Origin of the sequence: Actinocrinis sp. (genome assembly GCF_035938995.1) — a bacterium.
Classification (GTDB): Bacteria; Actinomycetota; Actinomycetes; order Streptomycetales; family Catenulisporaceae; genus DASZGI01.
The window spans coordinates 1-15,316 of sequence record NZ_DASZGI010000240.1 but is presented as its reverse complement, the minus strand read 5'-3'; the positions used below and the strand labels follow the sequence as shown (position 1 = coordinate 15,316).

The following is a 15,316-nucleotide window of genomic DNA, read 5'->3' as shown; positions in this document are numbered from 1 at the left end:
CTGCCTACGGTACGTGGCCGGGAGCCCGTGGGTCAAACCGCCCGGACAGCGCCCGCACCAGGCCACGCGCCATTTCGCCCCCGCGATTCGTTACCTCCTTGCCCTCACCCGGTCGCCGCCCAGCACGATCACGAAGAGGCTCGCCCCGCAGACCGATCAGAGCAGCACAGACGATCACTGCGCACGCGGATCGGCGAGACGAATTCGGCGGGGGAGCGGCGAGCAGCCTGACCGCCCCACGCGCCCCCGCCCAACCGCCCACGCGCCGCCACCCGTCCGCACCCGGCCGGCCTCCAGGTCGGCAACAACCGACCTCCCGCCCGACGCCCATCGAGGCCGTCAATCGCCCGCAATGACAACCGCCGTCAAACGATCGGTCATCTCAATACGACCGGTCATCTCAATCAGCGCTGCTTCCGAGGCATACCGCTCAGCCCCACGCAAGACCACAAGCCGACGCGCGCGTCCGGCGTCCGGCGACACCATCGACTGCGCGACAATCGCTACCGTTCAAAACGACCGGTCGTCTTAAGCTTCCTCAAGTCGATCGCTGAGGATGTCCCGGCCGCCACATCGCAGCCGCTGCCCAAGCAAGTGGTCTCACATATCATCACAAGCCTGCTTCAGCCGGTCCAAGCCCTGTGACCTCATCGGCCGCTCTCACCGCGCGTCTGATCAGCAATCGCTTGGCTTTTCGCTACTCTGCGCACGCGGGTCGTCTCGACAAGCGCACGGCTGCACTTTGGGCACAGCCTGTGGACAACAAGTTGAACAGGGCGCCCGGTGTGGCTACCGTCGTCCGAGTCGCTGTTGTTGGTCGAGGCATGCGAAATCAGGTCAGTACCGCCTCCGAGCTGCGCAATTACACACCGCAGCGGATGAAGCCCGATACCCTGAGCCTTGTCCGACCCGACACCCCCGACCCGCAAGGCGCGACGGCAGGTTTTCCACAGGTCTTGTGGAAAACTTGTGGACGGGCGCAACCCCAGCCCAGACCGACCCGATGAGTGGTAGCCGTGCCTGACGAGAATCCCAGCGCCGCCTCGGCCGACGCAGGCCCAGGCGACTTCGCCTCGGTCTGGGCCGCCTTTCTCGGCAGGATCGACGCGAACGACTCGATCAGCCCCGGCGACCGCGCCTTCCTGGGCGTCATCGTGCCCATGGCCCTCGTCGGAGACACGGCACTGCTGAGCGTCGGCGACGAGTTCTCCAAGGGAGTGCTCGAAACCAAGCTGCGCGACCTGATCACCTCCGGCCTCGGGCGCATCCTCGGCCAGGAGATCCGGATCGCCGTCACCGTCGCGGCCAAGTCCAGCCAGTCGCAGTCCATGGCGCCACGGCTGCCTTTCGCGCCGAGCCGCGACGGTGCCCTTGGCCGCGAGACGGACCATTTCGGCGGCATCGGCGCTTCGCCGACGGGTGCGGACCAGCTCCAGAGTGCGATCCCGCCGCCCACCCGCAGCCCCGAGTTTGTCGAAAGCATCGGCTCGAACGGCGCGGACCGTTCGGCCGGCGATCCCCAACACCACCACCCGAGCCCGGGCACGGGCCGCCAGTCGGGTGCCAAGGACAGCGAGGCCGCGCGGCTCAACCCGAAGTACCTCTTCGAGACCTTCGTCATCGGGTCCAGCAACCGGTTCGCCCACGCGGCCGCCGTCGCCGTAGCCGAGGCGCCCGCCAAGGCCTACAACCCGCTGTTCATCTACGGCGACTCCGGGCTCGGCAAGACCCACCTGCTGCACGCGATCGGCCACTACACGCGGTCGCTCTACCCGGGCACGAAGGTGCGCTACGTCAGCACCGAAGAGTTCACCAACGACTTCATCAACGCGATCCGCGACGGCAAGCAGGACCTGCTGCGGCGCCGCTACCGCGACATCGACATCCTGATGATCGACGACATCCAGTTCCTGGAGAACAAGGAAGGGACGCAGGAGGAGTTCTTCCACACCTTCAACGCGCTCCACAACTCCAACAAGCAGATCGTCATCTCCAGCGACCGCCCGCCCAAGCAGCTGACCACGCTCGAGGACCGCCTGCGCTCGCGGTTCGAGTGGGGACTGATCACGGACGTCCAGCCGCCCGAACTGGAGACCCGGATCGCGATCCTGCGCAAGAAGGCCGCCCAGGAAGGCCTCAACGCACCGCCGGAAGTCCTCGAGTTCATCGCGAGCAAGATCTCGACGAACATCCGCGAGCTGGAGGGCGCGCTGATCCGCGTCACCGCCTTCGCCTCGCTCAACCGCGCACCCGTGGACTTCCCGCTCGCCGAGGCGGTGCTGCGCGACCTCATCCCTGACTCAGGCGGCCCGGAGATCACCGCGGCCACGATCATGGCGCAGACGGCCGCCTACTTCGGCCTTTCGATAGAGGATCTGTGCGGCACCTCGCGCAGCCGGGTCCTGGTGACCGCGCGTCAGATCGCGATGTACCTCTGCCGCGAGCTCACGGACCTCTCACTGCCGAAGATCGGGCAACAGTTCGGCGGCCGCGACCACACCACGGTGATGCACGCGGACCGCAAGATCCGCTCGCTGATGGCAGAGCGCCGCTCCATCTACAACCAGGTCACTGAGCTGACCAACCGCATCAAGTCGATGCGCAGCTGACGCACCGCCAACTCGGGCCGGGTGGCGCCGCCTTCCCAGCCCGACGTCGCTGCCGCGATCGCCAGTCCACGCGCGATCAAGCGTGATCAGACCGAAGTTCTGTCCACATCCAGTGGAGATATCCCGCCCGACGGTGGTCCTGCAGCCTCGTCGCATGGGACGCGGCTCGATGGCCGTTTGGCCCGGTCTCGACGGGAGGGAACGCGAGCCGACACTGTCGTGGGCTATCCCCCTCCAGTGCAGACAGCTGCGCACCACCGGCCGCGCTGTTCCGCCGCCGCCCCGCACGGCGGCAGCAAGCTGACGCGCGCTCAATACGACCGGTCGTATTGAGGCGCGGCCTGAGCTGAGGATCGCCTTGCCGTGCACCACGGCCTTGGCCTTGATCTCGGCCAGCAACTCGGTGCGCTGCGGGCTCTCCGGGGCGAACGTGATCGGCATTGCGGAGCGGTCCGTCCGGGCGCTCGACTCACGATCGCCGGATCCCGCACGCTGACTCGCGTGCGTCTCCGCCCACGCCGTCGCTCGAGGGGATTTCTTTTCGTGGGTTAGTGGCGTGTCGCCGCCGCGGCGCCGGAATTAGTCGACTAATGTCCGCATCGATACAGTGATCGTCACATAGAGAACAAAATAGACATACGCGGCATACGGGATTGCGAGCTCCGCTTTTCCACACCTGTGGAAAGCTGGGGATAAGTTCTGTGCATAAACGCCGCAGGTGGTCGGCGTATCACCGGTTCGAGTGACAAAGTTATCCCCAGGCGTGGGGATGTTACTGGGGATAAGCTGTGCAAAAACTGGGGACGCTTGTGGAGACCGTGTGGACAGAGCCACTTCATCCACAGGTCTCCTGGATTTCTCCCCAGGTTCTCCACACAGCCTGTGGACGGAAATTCGCCGAGTGAGCTGGGAAAAGGACGCTTTTCCACATATCCACAGCGCCTACTACTACCACTACAGAGATATAAGACCGGATCCCGTACACCAGTCGATCCGCAGCAATTCTGTGGAAAACTTTCCCCGGTGATGAGAGGTCCAATCTGCGAGCCTCCCGCTAAAGTGGGGAGCAATCCCGCTGTGGCCCTCGGAAGTCCTATTTCCATCCACAGCACTGTGGAAAACCTGCGGCACCCCTCGGCTTTCGCCTCAGAGCGTCCCCAGGTGTCGGCGGGACGCGGCATGATGGTGGGCCACAGCTCGCCGCCCCGATCGGGCGGCGCTGCGGCACCCGATCTAGCAGGAGCTACAGGAGGCGGAAACCGGTGAAGTTCCGTGTGGAACGCGATGTGCTAGCAGACGCGGTCGCGTGGACCGCCCGCTCCCTGCCTGCCCGGCCGCAGGCCCCGGTGCTCGCCGGGCTGCTGCTGCGCGCTGAGGAGGGCAGCCTGACCATCTCCGGCTTCGACTACGAAGTCTCGGCCCGCTCAGTCGCCGAGGCCGACGTCGAGCAGGACGGCACCGCGCTGGTCTCCGGCAAGCTGCTGGCCGAGATCGCCCGCTCGCTGCCGAATCGGCCGGTCGAGGTCAGCACAGAGGGCTCGAAGGTCCTGCTGGTGTGCGGCACCTCGCGGTTCACCCTCCAGACAATGCCCGTCGACGACTACCCCACGCTGCCGGAGATGCCCGTCGCCAGCGGTGCCATCGCCGGCGCGACCTTCGCGGCCGCCGTCGCCCAGGTCGCCGTCGCCGCCGGCAAGGACGACACGCTCCCCTTCCTCACCGGCGTCCGGGTCGAGATCAACGGCGACACCCTCCGGCTCGCCGCCACCGACCGCTACCGCCTCGCCGTGCGCGAGATCCTCTGGAAGCCGGAGCGGGCCGACACCGAGGCGGTCGCCCTCATCCCCGCCCGCACCCTGCACGACATCGCCAAGTCGCTCACCTCCGGCGAGTGGGTCACCATCGCGCTGTCCGGCGAGGACGGCCGCACCGGCGAAGGCCTGATCGGCTTCGAGGCCGGCGGCCGCCGCACCACGACTCGCCTTCTCGAGGGCGAATTCATCAAGTACAACGCGCTGTTCCCGGCCGAGTACACCGGCGCCGCGGTGATCGAGACCGCTCCGCTGATCGAGGCGGTCAAGCGCGTCGCGCTCGTGGCCGAGCGCAACACCCCGATCCGGATGTCCTTCTCCGCCGGGCAGGTCACCCTGGAGGCCGGCTCCGGTGATGAGGCCCAAGCCTCCGAGTCGATGGACGCGGTCTTCGACGAGGCCGACATCTCCGTCGCCTTCAACCCGGGCTATCTGCTCGAGGGGCTCGGCGCCATCGACGCGCCGTACGCCCAGCTGTCGTACACGACCTCGACCAAGCCCGCCGTGATCACCGGCCGCCCCGCCGTGGACGCCGAGCACGACCCCGCGTACCGCTACCTCATCATGCCGATCCGGCTGTCCGGCTGAACCCGCGCAGGCCCGCGCATGTTCAGCCGGGCCTCACGCGATACGGTCGATCCGAACGCGACAACGTGGTCGGATCGACCGAACAGCTTTCCACGGAAGAGGAACCGCAGATGGAACTCGGCTTGATCGGGCTGGGCAAGATGGGCGGCAACATGCGCGAGCGCATCCGCCGCGCGGGCCACACCGTCGTCGGATACGACCGCAATCCGGACCTGGCGGACGTCGGCTCGCTCAAGGAACTGGTCGGCGCGCTGTCGGCGCCGCGGGTGGTCTGGATCATGGTCCCGGCCGGGGGCCCGACCCACGCCACCGTCGACGAACTGGGCGAGCTGCTCGACGCGGGCGACATCATCGTGGATGGCGGCAACTCCCGCTGGACCGACGACCAGGCGCATTCCGCGCAGCTGGACGGCAAGGGCATCGGGTTCGTCGACGCCGGCGTCTCGGGCGGCGTGTGGGGCCTGGAGAACGGCTACGCGCTCATGGTCGGCGGCAGCGCCGAACACGTCGCGAAGGTGCAGCCGATCTTCGACGCGCTCAAGCCGGAGAGCGAGTTCGGGTTCGTGCACGCCGGGTCCGTGGGCGCCGGCCACTTCGCGAAGATGGTTCACAACGGCATCGAGTACGCGATGATGCAGGCCTATGCCGAGGGCTGGGAACTGCTCGAGGCAGTGCCCGAAGTCACCGACGTGCGCGAGGTCTTCCGCTCCTGGCGCGAGGGCACCGTCATCCGCTCCTGGCTGCTGGACCTGGCGGTGCGCGCCCTGGACCAGGACGAGCACCTCGAGAGCCTCCGCGGCTACGCCGAGGACTCTGGTGAGGGCCGCTGGACCGTGGACGCCGCCATCGACCACGCCGTCCCGCTCCCCGCGATCACCGCTTCGCTCTACGCGCGCTTCGCCTCCCGGCAGAAGGACTCCCCGCAGATGAAGATGGTCTCCGCGCTGCGCAACCAGTTCGGCGGCCACGCGGTCACCGGGGCCGACGGCAATACCGAGGGCGAGCACAAGTCCCCGGGCGCCTGAGCCACCGGCGGCCGGATCCTCGAGCTGCGAGCCCTATAACAGAAGCGAAGCACCGAAGCACTAGCAGAAGCACCGCGAACCGAACGGCACGAACCTGCCTTACCCACCGTGCCGATGACGCACTGGGATCGGATCAACGGCGCTGCAGTAGGCCACTGATCCGATCCCTGACCGTCTCTCCAGCCGAACGCACCTACCCGACATGACGACCACACCAAAGTCCGAACCACCGGGAACGCTGTAATGCCGTGCGCCTGATCCATCTGTCCTTGGCCGACTTCCGGTCCTACACCGCCCTCGAACTCCCCCTCGAGGCGGGTGTCGGCGTGCTCGTCGGACGCAACGGGCAGGGCAAGACGAACGTGGTCGAGGCCATCGGCTACCTCGCGAACCAGGCCAGCCATCGGGTCGCCCAGGACGCTCCGTTGGTGCGGGCCGGCGCGCCCCGGGCGGTCGTGCGCGGCGCGGTCCGGCACGAGGACCGCACGGCCCTGATCGAACTGGAGATCAACCCGGGCAAGGCGAACCGGGCACGCCTCAACCGCTCCCCGGTCAGCCGTCCCCGCGACGTCCTCGGCTATCTGCGCACGGTCCTGTTCGCCCCGGAAGACCTCGCCCTGGTCAAGGGCGACCCGGCCGAGCGCCGCCGGTTCATCGACGAACTGCTCGTCGCCCGCGCTCCCCGCTACGCCGCCGTGCGCGCCGATTACGAGCGCGCGCTCAAGCAACGCAACGCCCTCCTACGCTCGGCCTCGATGGTCAGGCGCGGTGCCCGGGGAGGACAGGCCCCTGACCTGAGCACGCTCGATGTCTGGGATGGGCACTTGGCCAAAGCGGGCGCACAGCTGCTCGCCGCGCGCCTCGCCGTGCTACGCGGACTTGCACCGCTTGTGGATAAGGCATACGGCACCATCGCAGGGCATTCAGGCGCGGCCGTCGAATACCGGCCCTCATTTCCCCTCGGTGAGTCCGGGGCGCCCGCCGACCGACCGCTCACCGTCGCAGAGCTCGAGGCCGCGCTCGGCGAGGCGCTGACCGAGGCGCGGCCCTCCGAGGTCGAGCGCGGCCTCACCCTGGTCGGCCCACACCGCGACGACCTGGCGTTGACGATCGACTACGGCAGCGGCCCGCTCCCCGCCAAGGGCTACGCGAGCCACGGCGAATCATGGTCGTTCGCGCTCGCCGTCAAGCTCGCCTCCTACGAACTGCTGCGTTCCGACGGCATCGAGCCCGTTCTGCTGCTCGACGACGTCTTCGCAGAGCTCGACTCCAGCCGCCGGGCGCATCTGGCGGCCGTGGCTGCGAACGCCGAGCAGGTTATCGTCACCGCGGCGGTCGAGCAGGACGTCCCGGCCGAGCTCGGCGGGAAGCGCTACCTCGTCGCCGAGGGCTCCGTGAACATGCAGGAGAGCGGCGACAACCCGCCGGAACCGGAGCCGACCGGATGAGCGACACGCCGGAATCCGCGGACGTCGCGACCGGATCAGGCGGCCAGCGGGGAGCAGACCTCGCTCGCACCGCCCTCGCCGCCGCCCGCGCACGCGCGCGCCGGATCGAGGAGGGCAAAGCGGCCCGGCGCCGCAACCCCGGCGAGCAGCAGACCCGCCGCTCCGGCGCCCGCCCGGACGACCGCGACCCCCAGCCCCTGGAGTCCACGCTGGCCCGGTTGCTGGCCGAGGCCGGATGGGAGGCGCCCGCGGCGGTCGGCGGGATCATCCACGGGTGGGCCGACATCGTCGGACCGCGCATCGCCGCGCACTGCGAACCGGTCTCCTTCGAGAACGGCGTGCTCACCGTGCAGACCGACTCGTCGGCATGGGCCACTGAACTGCGCAACCTCTCCTCGGCGCTGCTGGCGCGGCTGAACGCGGCGATGCCCCGCCGGGCCGGAGCCGGCTACCCGCGCCCGACCGGCACCACGTTGGGCGCAGTCGGTGCTCCGCCGCCCCAGCGCCGCGGCGACGAGCAACGCACCGAACCGGCAGACGATCTGATCTCCCTCCTGGAGAGCGGCAGTTCCGCCACGCCACGGCGGCGAGCCGACCCGGCTGCTGCTCCGGCCGCGGCGAGCTACCCGCGTCCGGCCTCCGGCGGCGAACTGCGCGGCGCCATAGAACGCATCGCGGTCCTCGGACCGAACCCGCCGAGCTGGCGCCGCGGCCGCTCCTCGTCCGGCGGCTGGGACTCCCGTCGCGGCTGAACGGGTGATTTTGGCAGCTTTGGCTCGCCGGTGCCGCCAGGATGGTTTACAGCACGCAACAGCTCGACAGCGACTCCGCGTGAGCCTCAAGCACCCGGCCGCTGCCTTAACGTCCAGCGGCGTCATGGCGTCGAGCGTGAACCGACCCCCCGTCACGTGGGGGGACACTCGACCAGGGGTGGATCAGCTCAGAAGCGCCGTCTAGCGGCGTGTGGCGCCTCTTGTCGTCGCGAACCGGTAGAATGGAACGTGTTCCAGGCAGTAGAGGACCTCCGGCCGGAGACCCCGGTGGACCCACCCTCGTCCGGCCTGCCGCTGGTGCCGCGATGGCGCGCTCCAGTTCCTCGCCTTGTGGCGCCGTTCGGTGTTTCCCCGACCGGGCTGGTGCCGCTGACGTTGAGAAAGGGTTTCGCGTCCGTGGTCGCTTCAGAGCATGCCCCCGAAGAACTCGCCGAGGGCTCGGCCGTCGTACCCACACCCGCCGGCGCGGCGGGCTTGAACGGCACCGCAGTCACCAACCACAAGAACAATCACGACTACGACGCCAGCGCGATCAGCGTCCTCGAGGGCCTCGAGGCGGTACGCAAGCGGCCGGGCATGTACATCGGCTCCACCGGCGAGCGCGGCCTGCACCACCTAGTCTACGAGGTGGTCGACAACTCCGTCGACGAGGCGCTGGCCGGATACTGCGACAACATCGAGGTCACGCTGCTGGCCGATGGCGGCGTGCGGGTCATCGACAACGGCCGCGGCATCCCGGTCGGCGTGGTGCCGGGGCAGGACAAGCCAGCCGTCGAGGTCGTCCTGACCGTCCTGCACGCCGGCGGCAAGTTCGGCGGCAGCGGGTACTCGGTCTCCGGCGGTCTGCACGGTGTCGGCGTCTCCGTGGTCAACGCGCTGTCCACCCGGCTGACCGTCGCGGTCAAGACCGACGGCGCGCTGTGGACCCAGGAATACCTGCGCGGCGCCCCCACCGCCGACCTGCAGCGCGGTGACGAGACCGACGAGACCGGCACCACCGTCACCTTCTGGGCCGACGACGAGGTCTTCGAGACCACCGTCTACAACTTCGAGACGCTCTCCCGGCGGTTCCAGGAGACCGCGTTCCTCAACCGCGGCCTGAACATCTCGCTGGTCGACGAGCGGCCCGAGTTCAAGGACGAGGAGGGCAACCCCCGGGCGGTGCGGTACCGCTACGACGGCGGCATCGCCGACTTCGTCCGGCACATCAACGGGTCCAAGGAACCCGTGCACCCCAACGTGATCGAGTTCGGCGCCGAGGACACTGAGCGGCGGGTGTCCGCCGAGATCGCGATGCAGTGGAACACCCAGTACTCCGAGGGCATCTACAGCTTCGCCAACATGATCAACACCCCGGACGGCGGCACGCACGAAGAGGGCTTCCGCTCGGCGTTGACGAACATCGTCAACCGCTACGCCAAGGACCAGAAGCTGCTCAAGGACAAGGACGACAACCTCGCCGGCGAGGACATCCGCGAGGGCTTGACCGCGATCATCTCGATCAAGCTGGCCGAGCCCCAGTTCGAGGGCCAGACCAAGGCCAAGCTCGGCAACACCGATGTGCGCACCTTCGTCCAGAAGATCACCTATGAGCAGCTGGCCGACTGGTTCGACCGCAACCCCAACGAGGCCAAGGACATCGTGCGCAAGTCGATCCAGGCGGCCACCGCCCGGATCGCCGCCCGCAAGGCCCGCGAGCTGACCCGGCGCAAGGGTCTGCTGGAGACCATGGCGCTGCCCGGCAAACTGGCCGACTGCCAGTCCACCAACCCGGCCGAGTGCGAGGTGTTCGTGGTCGAGGGCGACAGCGCCGGCGGCTCGGCCAAGCAGGGCCGCGACCCAAGGGTGCAGGCGATCCTGCCGATCCGCGGCAAGATCCTCAACGTGGAGAAGGCCCGGATCGACCGGGTGCTGCAGAACAACGAGGTGCAGGCGCTGATCTCGGCGCTGGGCACCGGCGTACACGACGACTTCGACATCAGCAGGCTGCGCTACCACAAGATCATCCTGATGGCCGACGCCGACGTGGATGGCCAGCACATCACGACCCTGCTGCTGACGCTGCTCTTCCGGTTCATGAAGCCGCTGGTCGAGGCCGGGCACGTGTTCCTCGCCGCGCCGCCGCTCTACAAGGTCAAGTGGACCAAGGACGACTACTCCTACGCCTACTCGGACCGCGAGCGAGACAGCCTGATCAACGCCGCCATCGCGAACGGCCGACGGATGAAGGACGACACTGTGCAGCGCTTCAAGGGACTCGGGGAGATGAACGCCGAGGAGCTGCGCGTGACCACCATGGACCGCGAGCACCGGATCCTGCGTCAGGTGACTCTGGACGACGCGGCCCAGGCGGACGAGTTGTTCTCGATCCTGATGGGCGAGGACGTCGAGGCGCGGCGGGCGTTCATCCAGCGCAACGCCAAGGACGTGCGCTTCCTCGACATCTGACGCGCCGCCCGGCGCCTGAAAGGCATCCCCAGCACCGCGATCTGACAAAAGGAACGACCCTTCGTGGCAGACGAGAACACTCCGACCGGCGGCGCCGACCCGGACGCCGCCGTCCCCGCCGCCGACGGCGCGGTGACCGCCTCAGTGCTCGACGAGCAGACCAGCGACCGCATCGAGATGGTGGACCTGCTCACCGAGATGCAGCGGTCCTACCTCGACTACTCGATGGCGGTGATCGTCGGCCGCGCGCTGCCCGAGGTGCGCGACGGCCTCAAGCCGGTGCACCGCCGGGTGCTGTACGCCATGTACGACGGCGGATACCGCCCCGACCGCGGCTACTTCAAGTGCGCCCGCGTGGTCGGCGAGGTCATGGGTGTTTACCACCCGCACGGCGACTCGGCGATCTACGACACCCTGGTGCGCCTGGCTCAGCCCTGGTCCCTGCGGATGCCCCTGGTCGACGGGAACGGCAACTTCGGCTCCCCGGGCAACGACCCGGCGGCCGCGATGCGGTACACCGAGTGCAAGCTCGCGCCGCTCGCCATGGAGATGCTGCGGGAGATCGACGAGGACACCGTCGACTTCATGCCCAACTACGACGGGCGCTCGCTGGAACCGGCGATCCTGCCCAGCCGGTTCCCCAACCTGCTGGTGAACGGCTCCTCGGGCATCGCGGTCGGCATGGCGACCAACATCCCCATGCACAACCTGCGCGAGGTCAACGAGGGCGCCCAGTGGTACCTGGCGCATCCCGAGGCGACCCCTGCCGAGCTGCTCGAGGCGCTGATCGAGCGGATCAAGGGCCCGGACTTCCCGACCGGGGCGAAGATCGTCGGCCGCCGCGGCATCGAGGACGCCTACCGCACCGGCCGCGGCTCGATCATCATGCGCGCGGTGGTCGAGGTCGAGGAGATCATGGGCCGCACCTGCCTGGTGGTCACCGAGCTGCCCTATCAGGTCAACCCGGACAACCTGGCCTCGAAGATCGCCGAACTGGTCAAGGACGGCAAGATCCAGGGCATCGCCGACGTGCGCGACGAGACCTCGTCCCGCACCGGCCAACGCCTGGTCATCGTGCTGCGCCGGGACGCGGTCGCCAAGGTCGTGCTCAACAACCTGTACAAGCACACCCAGCTCCAGGACACCTTCGGCGCGAATATGCTCGCCATGGTGGACGGCGTGCCGCGCACCCTGTCCCTCGACGCCTTCATCCGGTTCTGGGTCGAGCACCAGGTCGAGGTCGTGGTCCGGCGCACCCGGTTCCGGCTGCGCAAGGCCCTTGAGCGCGACCACATCCTGCAGGGCCTGCTCAAGGCGCTGGACGCGATCGACCAGGTCATCGCGCTGATCCGGGCCAGCAACACCATCGACGCCGCGCGCACCGGCCTGATGGAGCTGCTCGAGATCGACGAGATCCAGGCCAACGCGATCCTGGACATGCAGCTGCGCCGGCTGGCCGCCCTCGAGCGCCAGCGGATCCTCGACGAACACGAAGAACTCCTCCTGAAGATCGCCGAGTACCGTGCCATCCTCGAGTCTCCCGAGCGCCAGCGGCAGATCGTCTCCGACGAGCTCCAGGCGATCGTCGACAAGTACGGCGACGACCGGCGCTCGGAGCTGGTGCCCTACGAGGGGGACATGTCCATCGAGGACCTGATCCCCGAAGAGGACATCGTCATCACGATCACCCGCGGCGGCTACGCGAAGCGCAGCAAGACCGACCTGTACCGCTCGCAGAAGCGCGGTGGCAAGGGGGTGCGCGGCGCCCAGCTCAAGCAGGACGACATCGTCGAGCACTTCTTCACCACCACCACGCACCACTGGATCCTGTTCTTCACCAACAAGGGCCGGGTCTACCGCGCCAAGGCGTACGAGCTACCGGACGCGGGCCGGGACGCGCGCGGTCAGCACGTGGCGAACGTGCTCGCCTTCCAGCCGGACGAGAGCATCGCCCAGGTCCTCGATCTGCGTGACTACGAGGTCGCCCCATACCTCGTCCTCGCCACCAAAAAGGGCCTCGTCAAGAAGACCTCCCTCAAGGACTACGACTCCCCCCGCTCCGGCGGCGTGATCGCGATCAACCTGCGCGAGGACGACGAGCTGATCGGGGCCGAGCTGGTCTCCCCCGAGGACGACCTGCTCCTGGTCAGCAAGCACGCCCAAGGCATCCGCTTCCCCGCCTCGGACGAGTCGCTGCGCCCGATGGGCCGCGCCACCTCCGGCGTCATCGGCATGCGGTTCCGCGAGGACGACGAACTGCTGACGATGAGCGTGGTCAAGGAAGGCACCTTCGTCTTCACCGCCACCGACCGCGGATTCGGCAAGCGCACCGCGGTCGAGCGCTATCCGGTGCGCGGGCGCGGCGGCCTCGGCGTGATCGCGGCCAAGACCGTGGACGAGCGCGGCGAGTTGGTCGGCGCGCTCATCGTGGAGGAGAACGACGAGGTCCTGGCGATCACCGCGAACGGCGGCGTCATCCGCACCAAGGTCTCCGGCCTTCGCGAGACCGGCCGCGACACGATGGGCGTCCAGCTAATCCACGTGGGCCGGAAGGACGCCGTCATCGCGATCGCCCGCAACGCCGAGTCCGAGAACGGCGACGACGCCGACGATGACGCCGAAGCCGAACCCGCCGAAAACGGGTCCGCCGACGTGGGCAGTCACGATGGGTCCGCCGAGGACTCCGAGCGGCCAATCTCCGCCGGAGGTACCGTATCCGCGACGGAACCGACTCCCCCGGCTGACGCGTAGTACACACAAGCGACCGGGGCGGAGAGCCTGTCTCCTCGCCTCGGCGCAGGGGGAGTCGGCCGCCACGACGGTCAGCGCGAAACGGCGGATACGGCGATCCGTCCCGGGTAGTCGGACTCGGCGCGGCGCGGCTCCCCACCGGGAGCCGGACGCGCGGGGCCCGGATCCAGAAGGAAGCAGAGTGTCCCGATGAACGCACCATCGATCGCAGGGGGCCGAGAGCCGTGACTGAGAGCCCGAACCCGAATGAGGGGCGCGCCGCGGGCAGCCGCACGTACGGCGATGCCGCGTCCACGGCCGTACGGCAGGCGGCGACCGCCCCCCAGTTCGGTGGTGCCCCGTACGCCAGCGGCCAGAACCCCGCGGTGAGCCCGCCGGCGCCCCAGGGCCAGGGCCAGCAGGGTGCTCCCGGCGGTCCGCAGCAGGTGGGCGCCCCGACCCCGACTCCGACTGGTGCCCGCCCAGGCGCCGCGGCAACGGAGTCGATGGGCCGTGCACTCACTGGCGCCGGACGCTCGTTCGCCCGGGTCGGCGCGGCGATCGGGAGCGCCGCCCAGGGCGAGGCACGGCAGGGTGGCGCGGCCGGACCCGGCTCGCCCACCCAGGCCAGGGTGCGCAAGGCCCGTCTGCGGGTCGCCCGGGTGGACCCGTGGTCGGTGATGAAGGTGTCGTTCGTGCTGTCGATCGCGATGGGCATCGTGACCATCGTCGGCACCGCCGTGGTGTGGAACGTGCTCAACGCGCTGGGCGTGTTCTCCTCGCTCAACAAGACTGTCGGCGACCTGACCAGCAGCGGCTCGGGCACCACCACCAGCTCGTTCAGCGTCTCCAGCTTCCTGTCCTTCAGCCACGTCGAGGGCTATATGATGATCGTTGCGCTCGTCGACGTCGTCCTGGTCACCGCCCTGGCCACCCTCGGCTCCTACCTCTACAACCTGGCTTCGGGCTTCGTCGGCGGCTTCGAGGTCACCCTCGCCGAGGACCAATAAGCCGTTTTGGGACAGCCGCACCGATGCGGTAATCTGCTCTAGCGCTCGCCCCAAGCGAGGGCAGCGCAGACGCGGACCTATAGCTCAGTCGGTTAGAGCGCTTCCCTGATAAGGAAGAGGTCGGAGGTTCAAGTCCTCCTAGGTCCACCAAATAGTTGCTGGTCAGAGGCCCTACCGGTGTTCCCGGTGGGGCCTCTTTTGAGTAGAAGTCCGTGAAAAGTCCGTCGGCATATTTTGCGGATGGCTATGAACGGCTGCGTACGCTTGTGATCCGCAGCGGTCTCAGGAGCCCCTAAAAGCTCTTGTCCCGCCTCCTGAATCTGGTGATCACGGCGTCGCAGCTCTCATGGACAACCCCGCTCACCGGGCTGAGACCGCGTGCATTCCGCGCTCTGGTTAGCCAACTGCGCTGCGAGGGCGCCGACGCGCCCATGCCAGGCCGCCGGTGGTCGCTGCCACTGGAGGAGCGCGTGCTGCTGGCGGCCACCTACTGGCGCACCAACCCGCCCGTGGTCACCGCGATGAAGTACATCGCCGCTGCCCACCCCGAACGCCGCTCCGCCTTGCCTCGGTAATTGCCCGATGCCGGGACGTGCGGGACGGCACGATGGTGCCCATGGCCAGGAACGAGAGCGGCGATGACGCGGAACAGGCGACAGCCCGGCTGAGGACAAGCACGTTCTCGATCTTGTGGGCTCTTTTATCGCCCGTATTGCGCGGCCTGCTGCCTTACCCCGACCCGGCACGTCGGCGGCGCGTGCGCAGGGCCGCCAGCAGGCTCGTGGTCTACGAGCCATGGTCGGCGGACGACGCGACCATGGGCCGCGACGCCGCGCAACTGGCACTGCTTCGGATCCTGTGGCTGCAGAAGCAG

At 68.4% G+C, this 15,316-nt stretch carries 7 protein-coding genes, 1 tRNA gene and 3 pseudogenes; all 11 read left to right on the top strand.

Annotated elements, in window-relative coordinates; genetic code table 11:
• Positions 1-1,103 precede the first annotated feature (1,103 nt).
• Positions 1,104-2,609 (top strand): annotated as a pseudogene (gene dnaA, locus VGZ32_RS17030) (chromosomal replication initiator protein DnaA); the annotation flags it as partial.
• 1,262 nt (positions 2,610-3,871) lie between these two features.
• Positions 3,872-5,008 (top strand): DNA polymerase III subunit beta, encoded by a 1,137-nt coding sequence (gene dnaN / locus VGZ32_RS17025; protein ID WP_326887038.1) that lies wholly within the window; start codon positions 3,872-3,874, stop codon positions 5,006-5,008.
• Positions 5,009-5,118: 110 nt separating this feature from the next.
• Positions 5,119-6,033 (top strand): phosphogluconate dehydrogenase (NAD(+)-dependent, decarboxylating), encoded by a 915-nt coding sequence (gnd, locus tag VGZ32_RS17020; RefSeq protein ID WP_326887037.1) that lies wholly within the window; start codon positions 5,119-5,121, stop codon positions 6,031-6,033.
• 248 nt (positions 6,034-6,281) lie between these two features.
• Complete coding sequence (gene recF / locus VGZ32_RS17015) at positions 6,282-7,481, top strand: DNA replication/repair protein RecF (protein WP_326887036.1); 1,200 nt, start codon at positions 6,282-6,284, stop codon at positions 7,479-7,481.
• On the top strand, positions 7,478-8,233 hold the full coding sequence (locus VGZ32_RS17010; protein ID WP_326887035.1) for a DUF721 domain-containing protein: 756 nt from the start codon (positions 7,478-7,480) through the stop codon (positions 8,231-8,233). The genes recF and VGZ32_RS17010 overlap by 4 nt, the downstream gene beginning before the upstream one ends.
• Positions 8,234-8,728: 495 nt before the next feature.
• Positions 8,729-10,702: a DNA topoisomerase (ATP-hydrolyzing) subunit B gene (gene gyrB / locus VGZ32_RS17005; protein WP_326887040.1), complete on the top strand. Its 1,974-nt coding sequence runs from the start codon at positions 8,729-8,731 to the stop codon at positions 10,700-10,702.
• A 177-nt stretch (positions 10,703-10,879) separates the two neighbouring features.
• The gene (gene gyrA, locus VGZ32_RS17000; RefSeq protein ID WP_349263634.1) at positions 10,880-13,453 is read left to right on the top strand and encodes a DNA gyrase subunit A; all 2,574 of its coding nucleotides are present in this window, start codon (positions 10,880-10,882) and stop codon (positions 13,451-13,453) included.
• Positions 13,454-13,677: 224 nt separating this feature from the next.
• Positions 13,678-14,442, top strand: coding sequence for a DUF3566 domain-containing protein (locus tag VGZ32_RS16995; protein WP_326887033.1), 765 nt, complete (start codon positions 13,678-13,680; stop codon positions 14,440-14,442).
• Positions 14,443-14,515: 73 nt separating this feature from the next.
• Positions 14,516-14,592 (top strand) — tRNA-Ile (locus VGZ32_RS16990).
• A gap of 164 nt (positions 14,593-14,756) precedes the next feature.
• Positions 14,757-14,945 (top strand): annotated as a pseudogene (locus tag VGZ32_RS16985) (IS5/IS1182 family transposase); the annotation flags it as partial.
• Positions 14,946-15,058: 113 nt separating this feature from the next.
• Positions 15,059-15,316, top strand: a pseudogene (locus VGZ32_RS16980) (hypothetical protein); the annotation flags it as partial.